20 protein-coding genes and 3 pseudogenes are annotated in these 21,995 nt (G+C 58.6%); 12 read left to right on the forward strand and 11 right to left on the reverse strand.

What is annotated here, in order from left to right; all coding sequences use genetic code 11:
• Positions 1 to 61 precede the first annotated feature (61 nt).
• Genes ACYZT0_RS11985 through ACYZT0_RS11995 form a run of 3 tightly spaced genes read left to right on the forward strand, consistent with a single transcriptional unit; the run spans position 62 to position 2,855 of the window.
• Positions 62 to 742: a C39 family peptidase gene (locus ACYZT0_RS11985; RefSeq protein ID WP_462046009.1), complete on the forward strand. Its 681-nt coding sequence runs from the start codon at positions 62 to 64 to the stop codon at positions 740 to 742.
• Positions 743 to 775: 33 nt separating this feature from the next.
• On the forward strand, positions 776 to 1,528 hold the full coding sequence (locus ACYZT0_RS11990) for a hypothetical protein (RefSeq protein WP_462046010.1): 753 nt from the start codon (positions 776 to 778) through the stop codon (positions 1,526 to 1,528).
• A 46-nt stretch (positions 1,529 to 1,574) separates the two neighbouring features.
• Positions 1,575 to 2,855, forward strand: a complete 1,281-nt coding sequence (locus ACYZT0_RS11995) for a coiled-coil domain-containing protein (RefSeq protein ID WP_462046011.1) — start codon at positions 1,575 to 1,577, stop codon at positions 2,853 to 2,855.
• Between the two features lie 169 nt (positions 2,856 to 3,024).
• Here ACYZT0_RS11995 and ACYZT0_RS12000 read toward each other — a convergent pair whose 3' ends face one another.
• Positions 3,025 to 4,350: a sigma-54 dependent transcriptional regulator gene (locus ACYZT0_RS12000; protein WP_462046012.1), complete on the reverse strand. Its 1,326-nt coding sequence runs from the start codon at positions 4,348 to 4,350 to the stop codon at positions 3,025 to 3,027.
• Between the two features lie 344 nt (positions 4,351 to 4,694).
• Between ACYZT0_RS12000 and ACYZT0_RS12005 the strand changes: the two genes are divergently transcribed.
• From ACYZT0_RS12005 to nhaB, 3 genes are all read left to right on the forward strand, one after another.
• Positions 4,695 to 4,961 (forward strand): hypothetical protein, encoded by a 267-nt coding sequence (locus ACYZT0_RS12005; RefSeq protein WP_462046013.1) that lies wholly within the window; start codon positions 4,695 to 4,697, stop codon positions 4,959 to 4,961.
• A 236-nt stretch (positions 4,962 to 5,197) separates the two neighbouring features.
• Positions 5,198 to 6,487, forward strand: coding sequence for an NHL repeat-containing protein (locus ACYZT0_RS12010; RefSeq protein WP_462046014.1), 1,290 nt, complete (start codon positions 5,198 to 5,200; stop codon positions 6,485 to 6,487).
• 78 nt (positions 6,488 to 6,565) lie between these two features.
• A complete protein-coding gene (gene nhaB / locus ACYZT0_RS12015) occupies positions 6,566 to 8,068 on the forward strand; it encodes a sodium/proton antiporter NhaB (protein WP_462046015.1) in 1,503 nt (500 codons plus the stop codon).
• 113 nt (positions 8,069 to 8,181) lie between these two features.
• On the opposite strand, the gene ACYZT0_RS12020 is transcribed toward nhaB, so the two are convergent.
• Genes ACYZT0_RS12020 through gnd form a run of 3 tightly spaced genes read right to left on the reverse strand, consistent with a single transcriptional unit; the run spans position 8,182 to position 11,500 of the window.
• Complete coding sequence (locus ACYZT0_RS12020) at positions 8,182 to 9,003, reverse strand: HAD family hydrolase (protein WP_462046016.1); 822 nt, start codon at positions 9,001 to 9,003, stop codon at positions 8,182 to 8,184.
• Positions 9,000 to 10,523, reverse strand: coding sequence for a glucose-6-phosphate dehydrogenase (gene zwf, locus ACYZT0_RS12025; RefSeq protein WP_462046017.1), 1,524 nt, complete (start codon positions 10,521 to 10,523; stop codon positions 9,000 to 9,002). Before zwf ends, ACYZT0_RS12020 begins: the two co-directional genes overlap by 4 nt.
• Entirely contained in the window at positions 10,520 to 11,500 is a 981-nt protein-coding gene (gene gnd / locus ACYZT0_RS12030; protein WP_462046018.1) for a phosphogluconate dehydrogenase (NAD(+)-dependent, decarboxylating), read from the reverse strand. The genes zwf and gnd overlap by 4 nt, the downstream gene beginning before the upstream one ends.
• A gap of 269 nt (positions 11,501 to 11,769) precedes the next feature.
• On the opposite strand from gnd, the gene ACYZT0_RS12035 reads away from it, so the two are divergent.
• The 4 genes and pseudogenes from ACYZT0_RS12035 (at position 11,770) to ACYZT0_RS12050 (ending at position 14,919) form a co-directional block, all read left to right on the forward strand.
• On the forward strand, positions 11,770 to 11,952 hold the full coding sequence (locus ACYZT0_RS12035; protein ID WP_461964214.1) for a DUF6026 family protein: 183 nt from the start codon (positions 11,770 to 11,772) through the stop codon (positions 11,950 to 11,952).
• Positions 11,953 to 12,075: 123 nt separating this feature from the next.
• Positions 12,076 to 12,168 (forward strand): annotated as a pseudogene (locus ACYZT0_RS12040) (hypothetical protein); the annotation flags it as partial.
• Positions 12,169 to 12,375: 207 nt separating this feature from the next.
• Positions 12,376 to 14,613 (forward strand): TonB-dependent siderophore receptor, encoded by a 2,238-nt coding sequence (locus ACYZT0_RS12045; protein ID WP_462046019.1) that lies wholly within the window; start codon positions 12,376 to 12,378, stop codon positions 14,611 to 14,613.
• Positions 14,614 to 14,707: 94 nt separating this feature from the next.
• A pseudogene (locus ACYZT0_RS12050) lies at positions 14,708 to 14,919 on the forward strand (hypothetical protein).
• 129 nt (positions 14,920 to 15,048) lie between these two features.
• On the opposite strand, the gene ACYZT0_RS12055 reads toward ACYZT0_RS12050, so the two are convergent.
• The 5 genes from ACYZT0_RS12055 to ACYZT0_RS12075 form a co-directional block, all read right to left on the reverse strand.
• The gene (locus tag ACYZT0_RS12055; protein WP_462046020.1) at positions 15,049 to 15,540 is read right to left on the reverse strand and encodes a GNAT family N-acetyltransferase; all 492 of its coding nucleotides are present in this window, start codon (positions 15,538 to 15,540) and stop codon (positions 15,049 to 15,051) included.
• A gap of 100 nt (positions 15,541 to 15,640) precedes the next feature.
• The gene (locus ACYZT0_RS12060) at positions 15,641 to 16,222 is read right to left on the reverse strand and encodes a DinB family protein (RefSeq protein ID WP_462046021.1); all 582 of its coding nucleotides are present in this window, start codon (positions 16,220 to 16,222) and stop codon (positions 15,641 to 15,643) included.
• Positions 16,223 to 16,240: 18 nt separating this feature from the next.
• Positions 16,241 to 17,359 carry a cell division protein ZapE gene (gene zapE / locus ACYZT0_RS12065; RefSeq protein ID WP_462046022.1) on the reverse strand — a complete coding sequence of 373 codons (1,119 nt, stop codon included), beginning with the start codon at positions 17,357 to 17,359 and terminating at the stop codon, positions 16,241 to 16,243.
• 26 nt (positions 17,360 to 17,385) lie between these two features.
• Positions 17,386 to 17,727, reverse strand: coding sequence for a nuclear transport factor 2 family protein (locus ACYZT0_RS12070; protein WP_282379422.1), 342 nt, complete (start codon positions 17,725 to 17,727; stop codon positions 17,386 to 17,388).
• A 52-nt stretch (positions 17,728 to 17,779) separates the two neighbouring features.
• Positions 17,780 to 18,496, reverse strand: coding sequence for a helix-turn-helix transcriptional regulator (locus tag ACYZT0_RS12075; RefSeq protein ID WP_462046023.1), 717 nt, complete (start codon positions 18,494 to 18,496; stop codon positions 17,780 to 17,782).
• A 141-nt stretch (positions 18,497 to 18,637) separates the two neighbouring features.
• On the opposite strand from ACYZT0_RS12075, the pseudogene ACYZT0_RS12080 reads away from it, so the two are divergent.
• A pseudogene (locus ACYZT0_RS12080) lies at positions 18,638 to 18,766 on the forward strand (aldo/keto reductase); the annotation flags it as partial.
• A 101-nt stretch (positions 18,767 to 18,867) separates the two neighbouring features.
• On the opposite strand, the gene speB reads toward ACYZT0_RS12080, so the two are convergent.
• Positions 18,868 to 19,827 carry an agmatinase gene (gene speB, locus ACYZT0_RS12085; protein WP_462046024.1) on the reverse strand — a complete coding sequence of 320 codons (960 nt, stop codon included), beginning with the start codon at positions 19,825 to 19,827 and terminating at the stop codon, positions 18,868 to 18,870.
• A gap of 13 nt (positions 19,828 to 19,840) precedes the next feature.
• On the reverse strand, positions 19,841 to 20,932 hold the full coding sequence (locus ACYZT0_RS12090; RefSeq protein ID WP_462046025.1) for a polyamine ABC transporter substrate-binding protein: 1,092 nt from the start codon (positions 20,930 to 20,932) through the stop codon (positions 19,841 to 19,843).
• A gap of 102 nt (positions 20,933 to 21,034) precedes the next feature.
• On the opposite strand from ACYZT0_RS12090, the gene ACYZT0_RS12095 reads away from it, so the two are divergent.
• A complete protein-coding gene (locus ACYZT0_RS12095) occupies positions 21,035 to 21,937 on the forward strand; it encodes a LysR family transcriptional regulator (protein ID WP_462046026.1) in 903 nt (300 codons plus the stop codon).
• The last annotated feature ends 58 nt before the right edge of the window (positions 21,938 to 21,995 follow it).

Raw genomic sequence — 21,995 nt, forward strand, 5'->3', positions numbered from 1 at the left:
TGCTGTCTCTGGAGGCCCCCTATGGGGGCCTTTTTTCAACACAACCAGAAGGCGTCCCACTATGCGTATTATCGCCTTGGCATTTTTGCTTTGCGTGGCCAGTGTGATCGAGGCTGCACAACTGCCGCTTTCCGTCCTGCCGGGCGGCGCGGTGGTGTTCAAGCCGATCCAAAGCGTGCGTGAGCGCAAGTTTGCCGACCTGGTGCAACAGAAAACCGACTTCAGTTGCGGCGCGGCTGCGCTGGCGACGATATTGCGCCAGGCCTATTGGCTGGACGTGAAAGAAGAACAGATTATCGAAGGTATGCTGTCACAGTCCGATCAAGATCTTGTCCGCGTCCAGGGCTTTTCCATGCTCGACATGAAGCGCTACGTGGAAAGTATCGGCATGCGAGCCCGTGGCTACCGGGTAGCGCCGGAAACGTTGAGCGAGATCAGAATTCCGGTGGTGGTACTCATGGATATCCGTGGTTACAAACATTTTGTGGTCATGCAAAGAGTCCATCAGGGCTGGGTCTATATCGGAGATCCGGTACTCGGTCATAAACGTTACAAAGTCGACGACTTTGTAAAAGGCTGGAACGGCATCATCTTTGCCGTCATCGGCCAGGGCTACGACAAAACCAATGCGTTGCTCGCCCCTCCCCTGCCACTGACCGCCAAGAACCGCATCAACACCTTCAGCCCGGTGCAAGACGCAGAGTTGATGGATTTCGGATTCATCCAAAGCGACTTCTTCTAATAACAAGGGAGCACGATGCTCCGGGAGTATCCAATGAAGACTCCAATCTGGCTGGCCATGATTTGCCTGGCCGCCAGCCTGCCGACCCATGCACAGACGTTAAAACCCATTGAACTGAATGATCAGGAATTGGCGACCTTGCGAGGCCGCTATGTCATGCCGGGACGGATCATCAGTTTCGGCATTGTCATGACCAGCACTTGGCAAAATGCCAACGGTGAAGTGATCGGGGCAACTTCCTCGATGCAAATTCAACAATCGACCATCAAGCCACAGTTCTATGTATCGATAATCAACGAAAAAGGTAATGGCTCAGCGCGCTCGCAAAGCACCGGCACCGGTACCGGTACCGTCACTGGCGGCAGCGGCCTCAACAGCACCGAAGGCGTCACTCAAGTCGTGCGTGCTGCCGGCGACCATAACACTGCCTACAACTACGTTGATATCAACGTTACAAAGGCTAGCCAAGCGCCAGCAACGCAACAGCAAGGCCAGGCATTGGCCGCAGGCTCGACGTTGGGCGGCGCCAATGGCGCCGGCTCGCTGAGCATTTCCTCGACCGGTACGGGTGTGCAACTCAACATCGTGGCCAACAATAACCAGGGGAGTACCGAACAACGTCTGGCACAGGGTGGGCTGATGCAGAACACGACTTTGCTCGGCGGTGGCAACCAGGTCAGCAACTTCACGTCCCTCAATGTCGTGCTGCGTGACAACGGACCGACAGGCGGGTCGCTGAACGGCAACCTGGACCAGCTCAAAGGCCTTCGCACTCTCGGATTCTGATCTACGCTCAGTCTCATCAGATGAAGTCAGAAGGGACGGCTAACCTATGCACCGATCGTTAACGTTCAGAGCTATCGTTTGTTTGAGTAGCCTGGCCCCGGCGGCACTGCTACACGCAGCACCGGACCCCCAGGTCGAAATACTAAAACAAGAACTCATGGAGTTGAAACAACGTTACGAAGCACAACAGAACGCGCTGATGGTACTCGAGCAACGCGTTCGCCAAGTCGAAGAAACACCTGCAACACCGGCTCCCAAACGCCTGACCAAATCCCCTGCCGAAACGACCAAGGGTGGCCAGACGGTGGCCGCCGGTGCGCCGGGAACCACAGGCAGTTCATATGGCCAATCGCTCAAGGATGATTCGGAGCCTGCGCAAAGCGTTTCCAACCTGTATGACGAAGCCAGCGGCTTCTTCGGTGGCGGCAAGTTCAGCCTCGAAACGGGCGTGACCTACACGCACTACGATACCCGTGCGCTGACGCTCAATGGCTTTCTGGCACTGGACTCGATTTTTCTTGGCAACATCGATATCGACCGTATCAAGGCGGATAACTGGACACTGGACCTGACCGGCCGCTACAACGTGGCACAACGCTGGCAGTTCGATATTAACGTCCCCGTAGTTTATCGCGAATCAACGTATTCCTCCGGTGGCGCAGGTGGCGCTGGCCCGGTGACGTCGGACTCAACCGTTACCCGCGACCCGACCATCGGCGATGTGAACTTTGGCGTTGCTTACAAATTTCTGGATGAGTCGGCCAGCCTGCCCGACGCGGTCGCTACACTGCGCGTCAAGGCGCCAACCGGTAAGGATCCATACGGCATCAAGCTGATCAAGGACCCGAACAACGATAACCTCTCGGTACCCGAGGACTTGCCTACCGGCAATGGTATCTGGTCGATCACCCCGGGTATCTCGCTGGTCAAGACCTTCGACCCGGCCGTGCTGTTCGGCAGCCTGGCCTACACCTACAACATGCAAGACTCTTTCAGCGACATCAGCCCTCAGGTCGGCTCCAAGGTGCGCGGGGACGTGAAACTGGGCGATTCCTGGCAGGTCGGCGCCGGCATTGCATTCGCCTTGAACGAGAAGATGAGTATGTCGTTCTCGTTCACCGATCAGTTCGCCCGCAAGAGCAAGATCAAACCGGACGGTGGCGATTGGCAATCGATTTCCAACAGCGATTACAACTCGGCCAACTTCAACATCGGCATGACCCTGGCAGCCACCGATAACCTGACGATCGTTCCCAACCTGTCCATCGGTCTGACCGACGACTCGCCAGACTTTTCCTTCAGCCTGAAATTCCCGTACTACTTCTAATCCGGCCCCCAACAAAAAACCCGCTTTTTTGGCGGGTTTTTTTGTTGATCCTGTAGGAGCGAGGCTTGCCCGCGAAGAACGATAGCGCGGTGATTCAGTTAAACCGCGTAGCGTTCTTCGCGGGCAAGTCGGATCGCCGCACCGCTCGCTCCTACGGGTCTGCAATCGCTCAACGTATCTGATGCTTGTGCAACAAACGGTAGAAGGTAGGTCTGGATATCCCCAGCACCTTGGCGGCGTTGCTCAAATTATCGCTGTGGCGGTTAAGTACATCGCACAAGGCCTGGCGCTCTGCCCGGTGCTTGTAGTCTTCCAGCGTGCCCATCGGCGCGGCAAGGGCCTGATGGCTGATCAGCCCCAGGTCTCGCGCTTCGATCTGCCGGCCTTCGGCCAGTACCAACCCGCGACGTACCCGGTTGGCCAGCTCGCGAACATTGCCCGGCCAGTCATGCTTGCCCATGGCAATCAAGGCGTCTTCACTGAAGCTGCGCGGGCGGCGGCCGGTTTCATGGCTGTAGAAATGGGAAAAGTGGTTGGCCAGCATCGACAGATCGCCATTGCGCTCACGCAGGGGGGCGGTCGCGACCTGCAACACGTTCAGGCGGTAATACAGGTCTTCGCGAAAGCGTTTCTTCTCGATCGCGGCCTCAAGATCGACATGGGTCGCGGCCAACACCCGCACATCCACGGGAATCGGCTGACTGCCGCCCACCCGCTCGATGTGCTTTTCCTGGAGGAAACGCAACAGGTTCGCCTGCAGCTCCAGGGGCAGATCACCGATTTCGTCGAGAAACAGCGTGCCGCCGTTGGCCGCTTCGATCCGTCCGACCTTGCGTTGATGGGCGCCAGTAAAGGCACCCTTCTCGTGGCCGAACAGTTCGGACTGGATCAGGTGCTCGGGAATAGCCCCGCAGTTGATCGCGACAAAGGGTTTACTGTGGCGCAGGGATTGCCGATGCAGCGTGCGGGCGACCAGTTCTTTACCTGTCCCGCTTTCGCCGCGAATCAACACCGGCGACTCGGTGGGCGCCAGTTTGCTTAATAGCTTGCGCAACTCGCGTATAGGCTTGCTGTCGCCCAGCAGTTCGTGCTCGGGCTGATCGATATGAACCGTGCCCTGCCCGCGAAGGCGCGCCATGCCAAAGGCCCGACCCAGTGTGACCTGGACTCTGGAGACATCGAACGGCAAGGTATGAAAATCGAAAAACCACTCGCAGACAAAGTCACCGACATTCTGTAGCCGCAGGACTTCCTGGTTGAGCACGGCGATCCACTCGGTACCGCTGCGGCTGATCACCTCTTTGACGGCATCCGGGCGCTCGAGATGCCAGGGCTGCAAACGTAACAAACCCACGTCACAGGTCCGGTCGGCGGCGTTTTCCAGCGAGCAGCTGTCAACGTCCCAACCCACGGAGCGTAATCCCGGTAACAGACGATGGCAGTCATCGCAGGGATCCACCACTAATAAACGTCGTAAGGCAGGCGCTTCGTTCATGAAAGTTCCTTGACGCCAAACTTTAGGAATTTTTATTAAAAACAGTCATTTGGCGGATCTGGCTGTAACATTAGCAAGAATTTGACGGGAGCTTGTACCGTTTGACTATAGGCCTGCTGCGCATTGAGTTATAAGAAGCGGTTTTTTCCAGCTATCTGACGAATGTTTCCTTTCATTGCGCTTTCAAAGCAAGCCTCATTCCCGAGGATATGAAAGAAAGTTAAAATTTCTTTTCAATGTGTGTGACCCAAACCCCGGTTGCGGGCATCAGTACAAGTAACCAGCCGAACGGTAAGCCCAACCGACGGCACATCACTTGATTGGGCACACAGAGAGAAAATCCCATGACCGCCCCGCTCCGTATCAACGAAGCTCTTTTGATTGCCGACCGCGCGTTCAAGCCATTTCAATGCGTGGCCTGGGCCCCACAAGACGGCAATGGCGAACTCAGCCTGACCGTTATCGATCGCACCAGCACCCGCATCAGTCGCACACAGATCCCATGCAGTGCGTATACCGACCCCGCACAACTTGAAAGCTTGCTCGAACAGGCACGCGCCGAGTTAAGTCAGGACGGTTATCAGCTGCAATCGTGGTCGATGCCACACTAAGCATGTTGCGGGTTACTTATCGGTAACCCGCACCTCCCCGACTATTATTCGAAGTTGCACGCATTGAACTACTTGGCAGGCTTGTCAGTGGTTCGAAAAGACACTGTTCTGGCACACAGCGACCCTCCGTTTATTAGTTCTGACAGTTGTGCATCTAATCATTCAAGGATTGAATGTTTTCCTTATACAGTCGCCAACCAACTCTTGGTCAGGACGACTCGCAAGGAGCTGCGTGCATGTCACTCCAGACAGCGGTTGCCTCACCTGCAGCACTGAACGACGCCGGAACGCTCGATACAACCTTTGCCGGCACCGGCAAAACCCAAGTGTATTTTGCTGGCAGCCTCTCAAGCAGGGCCAACGGTGTGGCGATTGATTCACGTGGCAGGTTGTTGGTCGCGGCGAAGGTCGAAACGCGGGGCGGCAGCCGCTTTGGTCTGGCTCGCCTGCTTGAGGACGGCTCGGCAGATCTGGCGTTCGGCAATAAAGGCAGCGTCATCGGGCAATTTGAACACGGGTTCGAGGCCATGGCCGGCAAGGTCCAGGTTCTGCCCGATGGGCACATTCTGATCGCCGGCCTGCACTACGAAGATGCTCGCCGGACACTGCCCGCCCTCGCCCTGTTTGATCAGCATGGCCACCCCGTCCAATGTTTTGGCGACAATGGCCGCTGCGTCGTGCGTCTGCCGGGCAGTCTTTCCCAGGGTGTGCGTAACGCCTGGCTACCACCCGGCGTACCGGGAGCAGAAGCCTGTGATGTCTGCGTGCAGGAGGACGGCCGAATCCTGCTGCAGGCCAATCATCATTTCGAACTGGCCGATCATGTCGGCATCCTGATACGACTCAACACCGATGGCTCGCTGGACGACACCTTCAACGGTCGTGGCTTCGTGATTGTCAGGCACTTGCTGATGAACACCTGGGTCAGCAGCCTGGGGGTGCAACGAGACGGTCGAATCCTGGTGGGCGGGTCGATTAACTTCCCTGAAGAAGGTCTGCTGGCCCGCTATCACACCGACGGCAGGCTCGACGATTGTTTTGCCGTGGATGGCTTTATGACCTTCAAGGCACGGGGGTATAGCGCTCAGGTCAGCCAGGTCGTCCAACAGGAGAATGGCGATGTGCAGTGTTTTGGCAGCAGCCGCGACCCGATGCGCTGCCTGGCATTGAAAGTACACAGTAATGGCCGCCCGGACATTCATTGCAATGGAGGTCATGCCCAACTGCTGCAGATCGGCCACAGTGGCTGCCAGTGGACTGCCGCGCAGGCATTGCCGGATGGCTGTGTGCTGACGGTCGGGGCAACGATCGGCGCTGTCGAGGCGGATTTCATTCTGGCCCGGCACCTGCCTGACGGGCAACTCGATCACAGCTTCGCCAATGGCGCCGGCTGGGTTCGCAGCCGCCTCGGCCGCAGCCTGGATACCGCGACTTCAGTGGTCCTGCAGGCCGATAAAAACATTGTCATAGGTGGCTATTCACTGGATGGCAATTATCGGGCGGTCGTCGCACGCTATCTGGGGTAGGCCTATATAGTTTTCCTACACTTGATCTTCCCTTCGGCTTACGGCAAGTTGCGCGCTTCTTAATACAAGGAGTAGCCGATGCCCGGTTCAATGGCTCAGGCGTTCGCGCACAATTTTCTCGGGCATTCACCCCGCTGGTACAAGGCAAGCATTGTTGGCTTCCTGATTCTCAACGCACTGGTGTTGTGGACCGTAGGCCCAGCGGCGGCCGGTTGGCTGCTGGTACTGGAATTCATCTTCACCCTGGCCATGGCGCTCAAGTGCTATCCGTTGATGCCCGGCGGTCTGCTGCTGATCGAAGCGCTGCTGCTGAAATTGACCACGCCCCAGGCACTCTACGACGAACTGGTGCACAACTTTCCGGTGATCCTGCTGCTGATGTTCATGGTGGCCGGCATCTACTTCATGAAAGACCTGCTGTTGTTTCTGTTCTCACGGCTGCTGCTCGGGGTTCGCTCCAAGGCGCTGCTGGCGTTGATGTTCTGCTTCCTGTCGGCGTTTCTGTCGGCGTTTCTTGATGCCTTGACCGTGACCGCTGTGATCATCAGTGCGTCCGTCGGATTTTACTCGGTGTATCACCGCGTTGCCTCGGGCAACGATCCGCGTCAGAACAGCGAGTTTGGCGATGACCAGCACCTGCCCAAACTCCATCACGCCGACCTCGAACAATTCCGGACCTTTCTGCGCAGTCTGCTGATGCACGGCGCCGTGGGTACCGCACTGGGCGGTGTTTGCACACTGGTCGGTGAGCCGCAGAACCTGCTGATCGGCCACGAGATGGGATGGCACTTCGCTGAGTTCTTTCTGAAAGTCGCCCCGGTTTCGTTGCCTGTCCTGGTGGCAGGTCTGGTGACCTGCGTCCTGCTGGAGAAACTACGCTGGTTCGGTTACGGCACGCTGTTACCGGACAATGTGCGTGCGGTACTGGCTAACTACGCCGCCGAAGACAATGCCGAACGCACCTCACGCCAACGTGCAGCGCTCTTCGTGCAGGGATTGGCAGCGCTGATTCTGATTGCGGGACTGGCGTTCCACATTGCCGAGGTCGGCCTGATCGGCTTGATGGTGATCGTGCTGATCACCGCCTTCACTGGCATTACCGACGAGCACCGCATCGGCAACGCGTTCAAGGACGCCATGCCGTTCACAGCGCTGTTGGTGGTGTTTTTCGCGGTGGTGGCGGTGATACACGATCAGCAACTGTTTACGCCTTTGATCCAGTGGGTGCTGGCCCTGCCGGCGGATCAACAGCCGGGCATGCTGTTTATTGCCAACGGTTTGCTGTCGGCCATCAGCGACAATGTGTTCGTCGCGACCATTTACATCACCGAAGTGAAACAGGCCTTCATCTCCGGACACATGAGCCGTGAGCATTTCGAAACTCTGGCGATTGCGATCAACACCGGCACCAACCTGCCGAGCGTGGCAACGCCCAATGGTCAGGCTGCGTTTCTGTTCCTGCTGACCTCGGCGATTGCACCGCTGATTCGCCTGTCGTACGGGCGGATGGTGTGGATGGCGTTGCCGTACACCGTGGTGATGGGTGTGTTGGGGTGGTATGCAGTGAGTTTCTGGCTGTAACCACACCCGCTGTAGGAGCAAAGCTTGCTCGCGATGAGGCCGTCATGTTCAACATTGATGTTGACTATAACGCCATCATCGCGAGCAAGCTCAGCTCCTTGGGTTTCGTGTCGCTATCGAGGGAGTATGTAGCGCTCGATTGCCTGCGCCGCGCCGTCCTCGGTATTGGCGCTAGTCACCACATCGGCCTGGCGCTTCACCGCATCCTCCGCTTGCCCCATGGCGATCGACAAGCCTGCGCGGTGAAACATCGCCGGGTCGTTGCCACCGTCGCCCAGCGCCGCGGTCTGCTCCAGCGGCACACCGAGAAATTTGGCCAGGGTCGCCAGCGCCGCTCCCTTGTTGGCTTGCATCGCGGTCACGTCCAGGTACACAGGCTGTGAACGCGAGACCTGCGCCTGGCCCTCGACCTTGGGTAGCAACTGCGCTTCCAGTTCGATCAGCAACTGAGTGTTATTGCTGGTGGCGACGATCTTGTCGATACGCTCGAGAAAAGGCTCGAAACTCTCGACCACCACCGGCGGATAGCCCAGCCCGTGCTGTTCGCGAGGGACCATCGGCCCGTCCGGATCCTTCACCAGCCAGTCGCCCCCGCTGAACACCCAGACTTCAACGTCCGGTTGATCGGCAAACAGCGCCAATGCCGTCAGCGCCGCCGTCGCCGGCAAGTAATGCGCGACCAGTAAACTGCCGTCCGGATTGACGATGGTGCCGCCATTGAAGGCTGCCGTTGGCAGGTCGACGCCCAAGGCTTCGATCTGCTGCAACATGGCTTTCGGCGGACGGCCGGTGGCCAGGCTGAACAGCACTCCGGCCTCGCGCAAGGAACGAACCGCTTCAATGGTGCGATGGCTGAGGCTATGATCGGGCAGCAGCAAGGTGCCGTCCATGTCGCTGAGCAGAAAACGGATGGGATGTTGCATTGCATCACTCATCCGAGGCCGTGCCAGACGCGACCGTCGCGGGTCAGCAGTTCTTCCCCAGCCTTCGGCCCGTCTTCGCCAGCGGCATAGGTCTGCACGCTCGCGTCCTGCTGCCAGGCATCAAGGAAAGGCTGCACGGCGCGCCAGCCATTCTCAATGTTGTCGGCGCGCTGGAACAGCGTCTGATCGCCGGTCAGGCAATCGTAGATCAGCGTTTCGTAGCCGGTGGACGGCTGCATTTCAAAGAAATCCTTGTAGGCAAAGCCCAGTTCGATATTGGCCATGTTCAACGCCGGGCCGGGTCGCTTGGCCAGCAGATCGAACCACATGCCTTCGTTGGGCTGTATCTGGATCCGCAGGTAGGTCGGTTGCAATTCATCGACCTCGGTATCGCGGAACTGCGCATACGGCGCCGGTTTGAAGCAGATGACAATCTCGGTATCGCGCACGCTCATGCGCTTGCCGGTGCGCAGGTAGAACGGCACGCCGACCCAGCGCCAGTTGTCGATCATGACTTTCAGCGCGACGTAGGTTTCGGTGTTGCTGTCGGGCGCTACGTTGTTTTCCCCGCGATAACCGGGCAACAACTTGCCATCGACCTCGCCGGCCGCGTATTGACCGCGAACCGAGTTGGCTCGCGCCTCCTCGACCGACCAGGGGCGAATAGCACCGACCACTTTGGCTTTCTCGCCGCGTACCGCATCAGCGCCGAAGGCGGCCGGCGGCTCCATCGCGACCATCGCCAGCAATTGGAACAGGTGATTGGGCACCATGTCCCGCAAGGCGCCGGTGTGTTCATAAAAACTGCCACGGGTTTCCACGCCGACGGTTTCGGCGGCGGTGATTTGTACGTGGTCGATGTAGTGATTGTTCCAGAACGCTTCGAACAGGCTGTTGGAAAACCGGCTGATCAGAATGTTCTGCACGGTTTCCTTGCCCAGGTAGTGATCGATTCGGTAGATCTGGTTTTCCGTCATCACCTTGAGCAAGCAAGCGTTCAAGGCTTCGGCGGTATGCAGATCGGAACCGAACGGTTTTTCGATCACCACCCTTCTGAACGCTTCGGGCGTTTCCGCAAGCAAGCCGCCGGCACCGAGACGGCGCACCACTTCGCTAAAAAAGCGTGGCGCGGTGGCCAGGTAGAACACGGCGTTGCCGGTGCCGCTGGCGGCGATTTTCGCCGCCAGCGCTTGATAGGTGCTGTCGTCCAGGAAGTCACCCTGGACGTAGCTGATGCCTTTGGCCAGCTTGGCCCACAAGTCCGGGTCAAGGGCTTGACCGCCCTTGCCGACCTTGGCGGCCACTTCGGCTCGAATGAAGTCTTCGAGTTTTTTCGCAAAGGCTTCGTCGGTGATGGCGTTGTGGTCAACGCCGATGATCCGCAGTCCATCCCCAAGCAGACCGTCACGACTCAGGTTGTACAGCGCCGGCATCAGCAGACGCTTGACCAGGTCACCATGGGCACCGAACAGGAACAGCGTGGTCGGTGGTGCGGGTTCTGCCTTGGATTTATTGCGGATCAAGCGGGTCATTTTTTCGCAGTCTCCACATGGCCGCCGAAGCCGAAGCGCTGGGCCGAGAGAATCTTGTCGCCAAAGGTGCCTTGCCCGCGCGAACGGTAGCGCGAGAACAGCGAGTTCGACAGCACCGGTACGGGCACCGATTGCTCCATGGCGGCTTCGATGGTCCAGCGACCTTCACCGCTGTCAGCCACCGATCCGGAGTAACCGTCGAGTTTCGGATCACTGGCCAGGGCGTCGGCAGTCAGGTCGAGCAGCCAGGACGACACGACGCTGCCACGGCGCCAGACTTCAGCGATGTCGCCAACGTTCAGGTCGAACCGCTGATCTTCCGGCAGGTTGGTGCTGGCTTTGGTCTTGAGGATGTCGAAGCCTTCGGCGAAGGCCTGCATCATTCCGTATTCGATGCCGTTGTGGATCATTTTCACGAAATGGCCAGAACCGGCCGGGCCTGCGTGGATGTAACCACGCTCGGCACGATCGTCTTCGGACTTGCGGTCCTTGGTCCGCGGGATGTCGCCCAGGCCCGGCGCAAGGCTTTCAAACAGCGGATCAAGGCGTTTAACCACTTCGGCTTCGCCGCCGATCATCATGCAGTAACCACGCTCCAGGCCCCAGACGCCGCCGGAGGTGCCGACGTCAACGTAGTGCAGGCCTTTCTCCGACAGGGTTTTCGCCCGGCGGATGTCGTCCTTATAGAAGGTGTTGCCGCCGTCGATGATGGTATCGCCGGCTTCGAGCAAGGTGCTCAGGGTGTCGATGGTGTCTTCGGTCGGTGCGCCGGCCGGCAGCATGACCCACACCGCACGTGGTTTGGCCAGGCCTGCGACCAGCGCCGGCAGGTTGATGACGCCAGAGGCGCCTTCTGCGGCCAGGGAGTCGACAAAGGCGGTATTGCGGTCGTAAACAACGGTGGTATGCCCGTTGAGCATCAGGCGCCGCGCAATATTGCCGCCCATGCGGCCCAGTCCAATAATCCCGAGTTGCATGTGCTGATGCTCCCTACTGCAAATAATGTGTGTCAAAGGTTAGCCCAACGCGACTAATGTGGGTTAGTCCAGAGCGTTGGCACATAGTTTCCGGGCATTGTGCCCGATTCAGATTGATAACGTCAGTAATCGCGCCGAAGGCACAGCGACCGTGAAAAATAAAAAAGTTCCCTTCCGGGGCAAAAGAAATCAAGATTGGCGCCGATAGTAATTCAGCACCCGATCTCGGGGCGGTTTTACAGTTGAGGCAGCCATTTGCGAGGTGAGCAATGGGCACAGTACATGCAGCACGGCCAGCACAAACCCTTTACGTCACGATCCGTCGTGATGAATTGCGCCAGTTGAAAGACGAGCGCGACCAGTTGAGGCAGGAGCTTGCGCAATTGCGCTTGTTGACACAAGGCACTCAGGCCCAGCCCTTACCTGTCGCCCACCATGCCCCTCACGCCTGATCCCCTCGCTTGAATCGGAAACAGCTCTCTGTTGTTTCCGATACCGCTTCGACGCTACCTCGATTACCCTGGCCGGCATGCAAGACATGCTCAATAACGCCAGCAAGATTCCACCGCTGCACGTTCAAGGACCGCAAAGGCGTTCCGGACGGTGTGCGCGACGATCAGGTGCCGACGTACAACAGCTATGACAACGCGGTGCTGTACAACGATTTTGAAGGCCACGCCTGCCGACCCGGCAATCGTTCAGAAGTAATCTTTTCAGGGGCCGGTTCCGGCCCCTTTTTCCTACGCCATCGTGCGATTGCTCTGCACGAAACCTCGCAAAGATAATAATTATTCTCGTTTAGTGCTAAATCCCGCCTCTTCCCTTCGTCTTTGAACAAACGGAATTTTTCCATCGACGACAAGGAGTCGGCCGCGATGTTCGCGCCTATTACCCGTTCCATGACCTTTACACTGGGGCTGTGCAGTGCCGCCCTGAGCCCCGACCTGCTGGCTGAAACCGGTCCTGATAAAGAGCCCGGCCACACCCTCGAACTGGGCGCTACCCAAGTGACCGCCAAAGGTTTGGGCAGCACCACCGAAAACACCGAGTCGTACACCACCGACGCCATGAGCACTGCGACGCGCTTAAACCTGTCGATCAAGGAAACGCCGCAATCGGTTTCCGTGGTCACGCGCCAGCAAATGGACGATTTCAAGCTCGGTACGTTGTCCGAAGCCATGAGCCAAACCACCGGCGTGGTCGTTCAGCACAACGATTCGGACCGGGTCAGCTATTCGTCCCGGGGTTACACGATCAACAATTTCCAGATTGATGGCATGCTGAATACCTTCAGCTACATGAAGTCCGATTCCGACACCATCATCTACGACCGCATCGAAGTGGTTCGCGGCGCGACCGGCCTGACCACGGGCGCGGGCGACCCTTCGGCCACCATCAACATGGTGCGCAAACGGCCGACGGCGCAGTGGCAAGCCCAAACCGGCGTCAGCGGCGGCAGTTATGACGACTACTACAGTTATCTGGACGTCGGCGGCCCACTGGCCTTCGACGGACGCCTGCGCGGACGCAGCGTACTGGCCTATCGCGACAGCCATTCGTTCCGCGACAAGTACCAGCAACAACGGGAAGTCGGTTACGGGATTCTCGAAGCCGACTTGACCGATGACACTGTGTTGGCTGTGGGTTACGACTATCAGAACAAACATGTGCAGGGCACATCCTGGGGCACCGTACCGTACTGGAACTCCGACGGTGGCAAAGCCAACCTGGGACGCTCGACCAACATGGCCACGTCCTGGAGTTCCTGGCCGCTGAAGGACAAAACCGTGTTCGCCAATCTGGACCATCAACTGGGCGGCGGTTGGCACCTCAAGGCTGCCTACACTCACCGGGAAAGTGACACCGACGGCAAGATCTACTACGGCGGTGGCGGCTTCCCGAATGCTGATCGCAGCGGTATGAGCGCCAACGTCAGCCACATGATCGGCACGCAAAAAATGAAGGCCTATGACTTCAACGTGTTTGGGCCGTACGCGCTGCTGGGCCGGGAACACGAATTGATGGTGGGTTATGGCGAGGCCGAGCGCAGCGAGGTTTCTCCCTACACGGTGGACGGCCCCCGGGCAGCGGATTACGAAAGCATCCGCGACTGGAAATACATGGGCGACATCGCCAAATTCCCCGACACCGTCACCAGCCTTTCAGGTTCAAAAGACAGTACCCGCCAGAAGGCCGGCTACCTGGCCACTCGCCTGAGTCTGACGGATGACCTGCACGCTGTGCTCGGCAGTCGTTATGGCAGCTGGAAAGCGTCGAGCAAGACCAATAGCTACAACGACAACCTGCAGCTGAGCAGCGTCGATTCCACCCGCCAGCAACACAACGACATCTGGACGCCTTACGCCGGGCTGCTTTACGACCTCACTCCCGAATACACCGTGTACGTCAGCTACACCGACATTTTCAAACCGCAGTCCAACCGCGACAGCCATCGCAAATACCTCGAACCGGTGGTGGGCAGCAACTATGAACTGGGGCTCAAGGGCAGTCTGCTCGAAGAGCGCCTGAACCTCGCCACCGCGCTGTTCTGGAGCAAGCAGGACAACGTCGCCGAACTCGATGACTCGGTGCCACCGGACCCGTCCACCGGTGAGGAGTTTTTCAAGTCTGGCGGTAAAGGCAACAAAGTTCAGGGCTTCGAAACCGAAGTCTCCGGGGAGGTCATGGCGGGCTGGAACATGACAGCCGGTTACACCTACACCCACTCGGCCAATGGCGAAAAGCAGCGCAGCAATACTAATCAGCCGTTGAACATGCTCCGTGTCTCCACGGCCTATCGCTTGCCGGGCAACTGGCAAGCGCTGACGGTGGGTGGCGCGGTGAACTGGCAGAGCGATGTCTTGCGCACCGCCAATCGCCCGGTCGGACGCAACGCCGCTGGCGAGATCATCACCGAAAGCGCGAAGATCCGCCAAACGGCCTACACCGTGGTCAAACTGATGTCGCGCTACGAGTTCGATAAGCACCTGTCGGCCTCGCTGAACGTCGATAACCTGTTCGACAAAAAGTATTACGACAACGTCGGGTTTTACAACGGCGTCTTTTGGGGCGACCCGCGCACGGTGACCCTGAGCCTGGATTGGAAGCTCTAGGCTTTGTTAACTCCCACTTAACCGAATCGTCGAAAACTATGCCTTCGACACTGGCTCATGGAAAGGCACCCGACATTCGTAGTGGGAGGCAACCATGAAACGTACACCCCTGATCATCGCCGGCCTGATGACGTTCGTCTCGGCAAGCGCATTGACCAAAGGTGGCGCCGAACGTATGCGGTATTATTCGACACCCTGCGGTACAACCAACAGCAGGCGCTGGGTAACACCACCGAAGGCAAAAGTTCTGAACTCCGGGTTCCGGACGATCAAACTGCGCAAGTGACAGAGCACTACAAACCGTAAGCGCCAAAGGGCGAAATGGACCAATCGGATTCGTAGGAGCCAGGCTTGCCGGCGAAGGCGTACTTGAGATCGCCTTCGCCGGCAAGCCTGGCTCCTACGAATAGCGACTCACATCCCTAGCTGAAATGTTTAAAGCGCCTTGGTCCAGAACAGCATCCGACCGTGCGCCGGGTCGAACATGCCCGCGGCAAAACCGAACTTGCCATAGGACGCCTGGGCGATTGCATTACCTTCCAGCACCTCCAGCGTGATTTTGCAGCAGCCGCGCTGGCGAGCGATGTCCTCGACCTTTTGCAGCATCTTCTGGCTCAACCCCAAGCCGCGAAACTTCTCCACCACCATCACATCGTGCACATTGACCAACGGTCGACAGGCGAAGGTCGAGAAACCTTCAAAGCAATTGACCAGCCCCGCCGGCTCGCCACCGACGAAGGCCAGCACGCTGAACGCATAGGGACGCTTGGCCAGTTCCGCCGGCAGTTGCTCCAGCCTGTCGGCGGGCAATGAGTGGCCCCCGCCCATCGGGTCTTCGGCGTAAGCATTCAGCACCAGACCAATAGCCTCGGCATGCACCGCATTGGTGTAGCTGGCCTGAAGCACAAGAATTTCTGCGGATTCCATTTCCACCCTCGTTTACACATGAAGTTGCTCCAGCACGCAGCTCGTACTGGAGAGCCGAGCGACGATATCGCGAGCGCTGCTCATGCTGCAATCTTTACGCTCAAGCGCCCCAGATCAGCGTTTCGGTCCACCCCAGCTCGGCAAAATCCTCGGCCCTCAAGCCTGACTCTCCGGCACAGAAAAACTCGTCCAGTTGCGGCGGTTTGACCGAGGTACCGCTGAGCATGGCGTGAACCTGCCCGCGATGATGAATCTGGTGCTCGAACAGATGGGAGAGCATACGTACGCGGCTCTCATATTGCGGCGTGTCCCGGGCGATGGTCACGATCTTCCCGAGGTCGGCGTCGCGCATTTGCTCGCAGTAGGCGATCAGTCGCCGGTCTGCCAGCGCTTGTTCGCGCGTGAGGTCTACCGTTTGCGTAAATGGCTCGTCCTGGTTGAAAAACACGTCGCAATCGGGATGCGGATCGTCGCCGCGCAACTCCCGCTCCAGCGCATCCACGTAAAACCAGTCGCAGGTCAGGATGTGATTGAGGGTAGCGCGCAGACTTGGAAAGAAGCTGACCCGCGGTGCCGCCAACTCGGCCGGGTTCAGCTGGCTCCAGGCCTTGGCGAGTCGATGATTGGCCCAGGCGTTCTGATAGGCCATGGTCAGCAAATGGTGCGACAGAGGCTGATTCATGTTCGCGGCTCCTTGGGTTCAAGCTTCGGCGAAACGTTGCAGCTGCATTTCCTGTAGGCGGCTGAGGGTGCGACGGAATGGAAATTCCAGATAACCCTCGGTGTAGAGCGACTCCATGGGCACCTGCGCTTCGAGGCACAGCGGCACCTTGCGGTCGTAGCACTCGTCCACCAGGGCGATGAAACGTCGTACACCGTCGTCATGCGCCGACAATTGCGGCAACTCGCGATCGCCCGCCTCCACTCGCGAGACGCCGTCTTCAGTGCCCCGGGCGATGCGCCCTTCGCGCTTTTGCGCGCTGAGGTTGGGCACGTCACTCAACAGAATAGCGCTGAAGGTGTCGCACAGGGCGATGAAATCCATGGCCGCAAAAGGCTGTTCACAGAGATCGGCGTAACGACTCCAGAGCACAGTTTCACTGGCTTGCACGACATTGAGTGAGCGGTAACCAACCTTGATCGGGTCACTGGACACCGACTGGCCGACGGTCAATGCCTTGAATACTTCACCCAGCGCACTGGGCTGTCCCGGTGCGGCCACCCAGTAGCGTTGCAGACCTATGCCGGGGTGCAGACGATGATCTTCACCACCGTCCACCGCAATCACCTGCATATGTTTCTTGATGGCCTCGATGGCGGGCACGAACCGGTCGCGGTTGAAGCCCTCGGCGTACAGTTGATCCGGGGGCTGATTGGAGGTGCAAACCACCACCACGCCCTGCTCGAACATCACCTGAAACAATCGCCCAAGAATGATGGCGTCGCCGATGTCGTTGACGAACAGTTCGTCGAAGCACAGTACCCGTACTTCCTCGCTCAGTTCGCGAGCCAGTGCCTTCAACGGGTCGGCGGTGCCGGTCAGCTGAAACGAACGCTGATGCACCCAGCCCATAAAGTGGTGAAAGTGTTGGCGACGAGCCGGGACCTTCAGGCTTTGGTAAAACTGGTCCATCAACCAGGTTTTGCCCCGCCCGACCGGCCCCCAGAGGTACACGCCAGTGACCGGCGTGCGCCCTTCATGCAGCGCTTCGTAGCATTTTTGCAGCGCCCAGACGGCATGTTCCTGAGCTTCGTCCTGGACGAAGCCCTTCTGTTCGATGGCGTGTTGCCAGGCGCTTAAGGGAGAGTCGTTATTCATGCGCGGCAGTATGCCACGCGATCTGGTCAGAGAGAGATGTCTAGCCGGGCGATCTTGCCCTGTTCGTTCAGGCGAAACATGTAGCGCAATTCCAGAGGGCTGCCAGGAAACGTCCCGGAGATCAGGTTATGCACCAGCACTTTGCCGGTGCGCAGTTGCACGTCAAGCACTTCAACCCGTGGCTGGTAACGCTGAGCGGTGTCTTGCATCCATTGCGCGATGGCGTGAGTGCCGACCTGATGCTGACCTTCATCGAACACATTGGCATCCTCAGCGAAAAAACTGGCGACGCGCGAGGTGTCTCGGGCGTTGGCCGCAGCAATATAGGCAGCGATGGCGGGTGCCAGTGAAGCGTCTGGATTGGGCATGTTTACGGCTCCTTGTTTATTGATTCTGGCGCCATGCTAAAACAGGCCTGTGTCAGTTCTTGTCAGGAGTGAAACGCCCGGCTTCATCCAGTTGCATCTGCTTGCGCCAGATCCGCAACAGGTCGCTGCGCCGCCCCGGATACCGCTCGCCCTGCGCACTGGCGACCGAGATCCGGTCGGTGCGAAAGGTGCGATAAGCGCTGCGCAGCTCACACCAGGCGACGATGATTCGCACCTCGTTTAGAAACCCCAGGGCCAGCGGCCAGATCAGCCGCTGACTCGGCACCTGATGGGCGTCCGCGTAGTCGATGTGCAGCTTGGCCTGATCGCGGATGGCCTGGCGAAATACCGTCAGTGGCACCGCGTTGGGCGCAAAGCCATAACCGGGCGGGCCCGGCAGGACTGTCGGGTTGCGTAATGCGTCGAGCGCTTCAGGCGCCAATACCGCGGCAATCTTGGCCAGCGCATCCGCCGCGGCCTTGCTCAATACCTCATCCCCGCGCTGATCCACATAGCGCAAGCCCAGCACGATGGCTTCGGTTTCATCGGCGTTGAGCATCAACGGCGGCAGAAACAAACCGTTGCGCAGCACGTAGCCGATTCCCGCTTCACCGTAAATCGGTGCGCCGAGTGCGGTGAGCTCAGCGATGTCGCGGTACAGCGTGCGCTCGGAAATCTCCAATTCGCCGGCAAGCGTCGCCGCGGTCACCGGACGACTTTTGCCGCGCAGCACTTGCAACAAGGTCAGTAAACGAGTGGTACGCGACACGATCGGCAGGCTCTGTCCGGAAAAGTTGTCGGAGCTTAGCAGAGCACCCTGTCAGATAGTGGCAGTAGCGATGGGACCGGTGGTCGGCCCTTCTAGACACTTATATTCGACCCCAACGTCTTTTCCTTCAGGAGTCATCCCATGCATTACAAAGTCTTCGGCCAAAAAACTGGCTTGCGGGTCTCGGAACTGGCCACGCCGCCGAACGCGACGAAGCCAAAACGCATTTTTGATGGCTACCTGGAAGCTGGCGGCAATTTCATCGAGACTGAAACCATTACCGGGTCGATGACACGGTATACCGGCCCTGAAACCTTGGTAGGAGCGAGGCTTGCCCGCGAAGGCGTCAGCAAAGTCACCGTAAATCTGTGTTACCGGTCGACCTTATGTCTAGCCGCATACAAACACAGCATTTCCATCGCCAACGTCGCTGCCGCCAGTGAGGTAATGTCCGCGCTGTCGTAGGCCGGCGCCACTTCCACGACGTCCATCCCCACCAGATTAATCCCGCGCAAGCCGCCCAGGATTTCCAGCGCCTGCACCGTGCTCAAGCCGCCACACACCGGCGTTCCGGTGCCCGGAGCGAATGCCGGGTCGAGGCAATCAATGTCGAACGTCAGGTAAACCGGATTATCGCCGACCCTCGCCCGAATCGCTTCGACAATTGCATCAACACCACGCCGATGCACTTGCCGCGCATCCAGCACTTGAAAGCCCTGGTGATCGTCATTGGTGGTGCGCAAACCGATCTGCACCGAACGCGACGGATCCACCAGCCCTTCCTTGGCCGCGTGCCAGAACATCGTGCCGTGATCGACGCGCTTGCCGTCTTCATCCGGCCAGGTGTCGCTGTGGGCGTCGAAGTGAATCAACGACAGCGGACCATGTTTACGCGCATGGGCCTTGAGCAGCGGATACGTGATGAAGTGATCCCCGCCGAACGTCAGCATCGCGCTACCGGCGTTGAGAATGTGCTCGGCGTGGGCTTCGATGCTTTCCGGCACCGACTGTGGTGTGCCGTAATCGAAGTTGCAATCACCGTAGTCGATGACCGCCAGATGGTCGAACGGGTCGAAGGTCCACGGCCAGTGGCGTTCCCAGGCAATCCCGGTGGACGCGGCACGAATGCCGCGTGGTCCGAAACGCGCTCCGGGGCGGTTGCTGGTGGCGGTGTCGAACGGGACACCGCTGACCGCTACGTCAACGCCGCGCAAGTCGCGACTGTAGCGACGACGCATGAAACTGGTGATACCGGCATAGGTACTTTCTGCGGCAGTGCCATAGAGGCTGTCGCGGGTCATGGCCTGATCGTTTTGCATCGGGACGTCCATCAGGTATTCCTTTTTATTGGCGGCTACGGAAAGTGGTCCACAAGCGAGTGCGTTGACGCATGTCCTTGAGGCTCATGCTGCGGTCGGCGTACAGCCGGTTACGTACGTCAGCCAGCGGGTAGATGTCCGGGTCGGTGCGCACTGCCTCATCCACCAGCGGTGTTGCCGCCTGGTTGGCCGTCGCGAAGAACAGTTGGTTGGTCAATGCCGCGACGGATTCCGGGCGCAGCATGAACTCGATAAAGGCGCGGGCAGCTTCAGGATGAGGCGCATCCTTGGGGATCGCCAGGTTGTCCTGCCAGACCAGCGTGCCCTCTTTCGGAATCCGGTACGCCACTTCAAACGGTTTGTTGGCCTTGCGCGCCTGATCGGCAGCCATACTGGCGTCACCGTTGTAGGTCAACGCCAGGCAAACGCTGCCGTTGGCCAGATCGCTGATCTGCCGACCGGTGGCGACGTACAACACATTAGGTTGCAGCTGATGCAGCAGCGCTTCGGCGGCTGACAGATCCGCCTTGTCGGTGCTGTATGGATTTTTACCCAGGTAATGCAGCGCCAGGCCGACCACTTCCTGGGGCGAATCGAGAATGGCAATGCCGCAGTCTTTCAGTTTGCTGGCGTACTCAGGCTTGAACAGCAGGTCCAGGCTGTTGAGCGGCACATTCGGCAAACGCTGCTTCACGGCTTCGACGTTCATCCCCAAACCGAGGGTGCCCCAGGTGTAGGGCACACCATAGCGGTTGCCGGGATCGACGACGGCGAGTTTTTCCAGCAAATCCGGATCGAGGTTGGCGTAACCCTTGAGACCTTCGTGAGGAATCTCTTTCAACGCACCGGCTGCCAGTCCGCGGGCCAGCACACTGGAAGACGGCACGACCACGTCGTAACCGCTGCCCCCGGTGAGCAACTTGGTTTCGAGTACCTCCGAAGAATCGAAGGTGTCGTACCGCACATGGATGCCGGTTTCCTGTTCGAAACGCTGCAAGGTTTCGGGGGCGACGTAATCAGCCCAACTGTAGAGGTTGACGACTTTTTCCTCGGCCTGGGCTGATACGGCCATTGTGAGAAACAGTGCGGGTAAACACAGCCTGAACGTGGGAGCCATGACGAAACACCTGACCAGAGGAAGTGGATGCAGAATGCGTCGTCGGATACATTGGAAAAATACCAAGTTAGTTATCCTGACTTTATCCAGGAGTAATGTTTAATGCTCGGCCAACTCCATGATCTCGATCTGCAACTGCTGCGCCTGTTCGTCAACGTGGTGGAGTGCGGCGGCTTCAGCGCGGCTCAGGGTGAATTGGGTTTGAGCCAGTCGAGCATCAGCCAGCAAATGGCCAAACTGGAAACCCGGCTCGGCTATCGTCTGTGCAGTCGCGGCAAGGGTGGTTTCAAAATCACGCCCAAGGGCGAACAACTGCTCAACGCGACTCGCAGCCTGTTCGAGTCCATCGAAGCGTTCCGTCATCAATCCAACGGCGTGGCCGGGCGCTTGATCGGCGAGGTTCGTCTGGGGCTGTCCGAAGCGCTTGATCAATCCGTGCTGCAACGGGTGGCCGACGCGATCCGGCGCTTTCGGGAGCGGGACGAATCAGTACGCATCGAGTTGATCAGCGCCATGCCCGGTGAAATGGAACGGTTGCTGCTGCAACAACGACTGGACCTGGCGATCGGCTATTTCTCACAAGTGCAAAGCGCTTTTGACTACCGCGAACTGTTTACCGAAACCCAGCACCTGTATTGCGCCGCCGGACATCCGCTGTTCACCAACGATGCGCCTGACGATCCCGCGCTACAGGCGTGTGATCGAGTCGATCACCCTTACCGTTTCCTGCGCAGCGACGAACCCTTCCAGGGAAAGATGTGTTCGGCGCGTTCGGAGCAAGTCGAAGGCACCCTCGCCTTCATTCTTTCCGGTAAACACGTTGGCTATTTACCCAATCACTTTGCCCGTGGCTGGGAAGACAAAGGATTGCTGCGGGCCGTGCGCCGAGGCGATATGAGTTTTGACGTGGCGTTCCATCTGGCCCGCCATCGCGCGCAGGTGCCGGGGGATGCGCAAAAGGCATTTGAAGAGGATTTGCTGGCGGCGTTTGCGGCACCCGTTTGATAATGATCGCTCCCATGCTCTGAACTGAACCCGTCTCGCCTGCAGCTGTCGCACCCTT

This window comes from Pseudomonas sp. ZS1P83, assembly GCF_054897825.1.

Bases quoted from the DNA above. Each gene is read 5' to 3' on its own strand.
- ACYZT0_RS11985 (WP_462046009.1), top strand. From the start codon at position 62: ATGCGTATTATCGCCTTGGCATTTTTGCTTTGCGTGGCCAGTGTGATC.
- ACYZT0_RS11990 (WP_462046010.1), top strand. From the start codon at position 776: ATGAAGACTCCAATCTGGCTGGCCATGATTTGCCTGGCCGCCAGCCTG.
- ACYZT0_RS11995 (WP_462046011.1), top strand. From the start codon at position 1,575: ATGCACCGATCGTTAACGTTCAGAGCTATCGTTTGTTTGAGTAGCCTG.
- ACYZT0_RS12000 (WP_462046012.1), bottom strand. From the start codon at position 4,350: ATGAACGAAGCGCCTGCCTTACGACGTTTATTAGTGGTGGATCCCTGC.
- ACYZT0_RS12005 (WP_462046013.1), top strand. From the start codon at position 4,695: ATGACCGCCCCGCTCCGTATCAACGAAGCTCTTTTGATTGCCGACCGC.
- ACYZT0_RS12010 (WP_462046014.1), top strand. From the start codon at position 5,198: ATGTCACTCCAGACAGCGGTTGCCTCACCTGCAGCACTGAACGACGCC.
- nhaB (WP_462046015.1), top strand. From the start codon at position 6,566: ATGCCCGGTTCAATGGCTCAGGCGTTCGCGCACAATTTTCTCGGGCAT.
- ACYZT0_RS12020 (WP_462046016.1), bottom strand. From the start codon at position 9,003: ATGAGTGATGCAATGCAACATCCCATCCGTTTTCTGCTCAGCGACATG.
- zwf (WP_462046017.1), bottom strand. From the start codon at position 10,523: ATGACCCGCTTGATCCGCAATAAATCCAAGGCAGAACCCGCACCACCG.
- gnd (WP_462046018.1), bottom strand. From the start codon at position 11,500: ATGCAACTCGGGATTATTGGACTGGGCCGCATGGGCGGCAATATTGCG.
- ACYZT0_RS12035 (WP_461964214.1), top strand. From the start codon at position 11,770: ATGGGCACAGTACATGCAGCACGGCCAGCACAAACCCTTTACGTCACG.
- ACYZT0_RS12045 (WP_462046019.1), top strand. From the start codon at position 12,376: ATGTTCGCGCCTATTACCCGTTCCATGACCTTTACACTGGGGCTGTGC.
- ACYZT0_RS12055 (WP_462046020.1), bottom strand. From the start codon at position 15,540: ATGGAATCCGCAGAAATTCTTGTGCTTCAGGCCAGCTACACCAATGCG.
- ACYZT0_RS12060 (WP_462046021.1), bottom strand. From the start codon at position 16,222: ATGAATCAGCCTCTGTCGCACCATTTGCTGACCATGGCCTATCAGAAC.
- zapE (WP_462046022.1), bottom strand. From the start codon at position 17,359: ATGAATAACGACTCTCCCTTAAGCGCCTGGCAACACGCCATCGAACAG.
- ACYZT0_RS12070 (WP_282379422.1), bottom strand. From the start codon at position 17,727: ATGCCCAATCCAGACGCTTCACTGGCACCCGCCATCGCTGCCTATATT.
- speB (WP_462046024.1), bottom strand. From the start codon at position 19,827: ATGGACGTCCCGATGCAAAACGATCAGGCCATGACCCGCGACAGCCTC.
- ACYZT0_RS12090 (WP_462046025.1), bottom strand. From the start codon at position 20,932: ATGGCTCCCACGTTCAGGCTGTGTTTACCCGCACTGTTTCTCACAATG.
- ACYZT0_RS12095 (WP_462046026.1), top strand. From the start codon at position 21,035: ATGCTCGGCCAACTCCATGATCTCGATCTGCAACTGCTGCGCCTGTTC.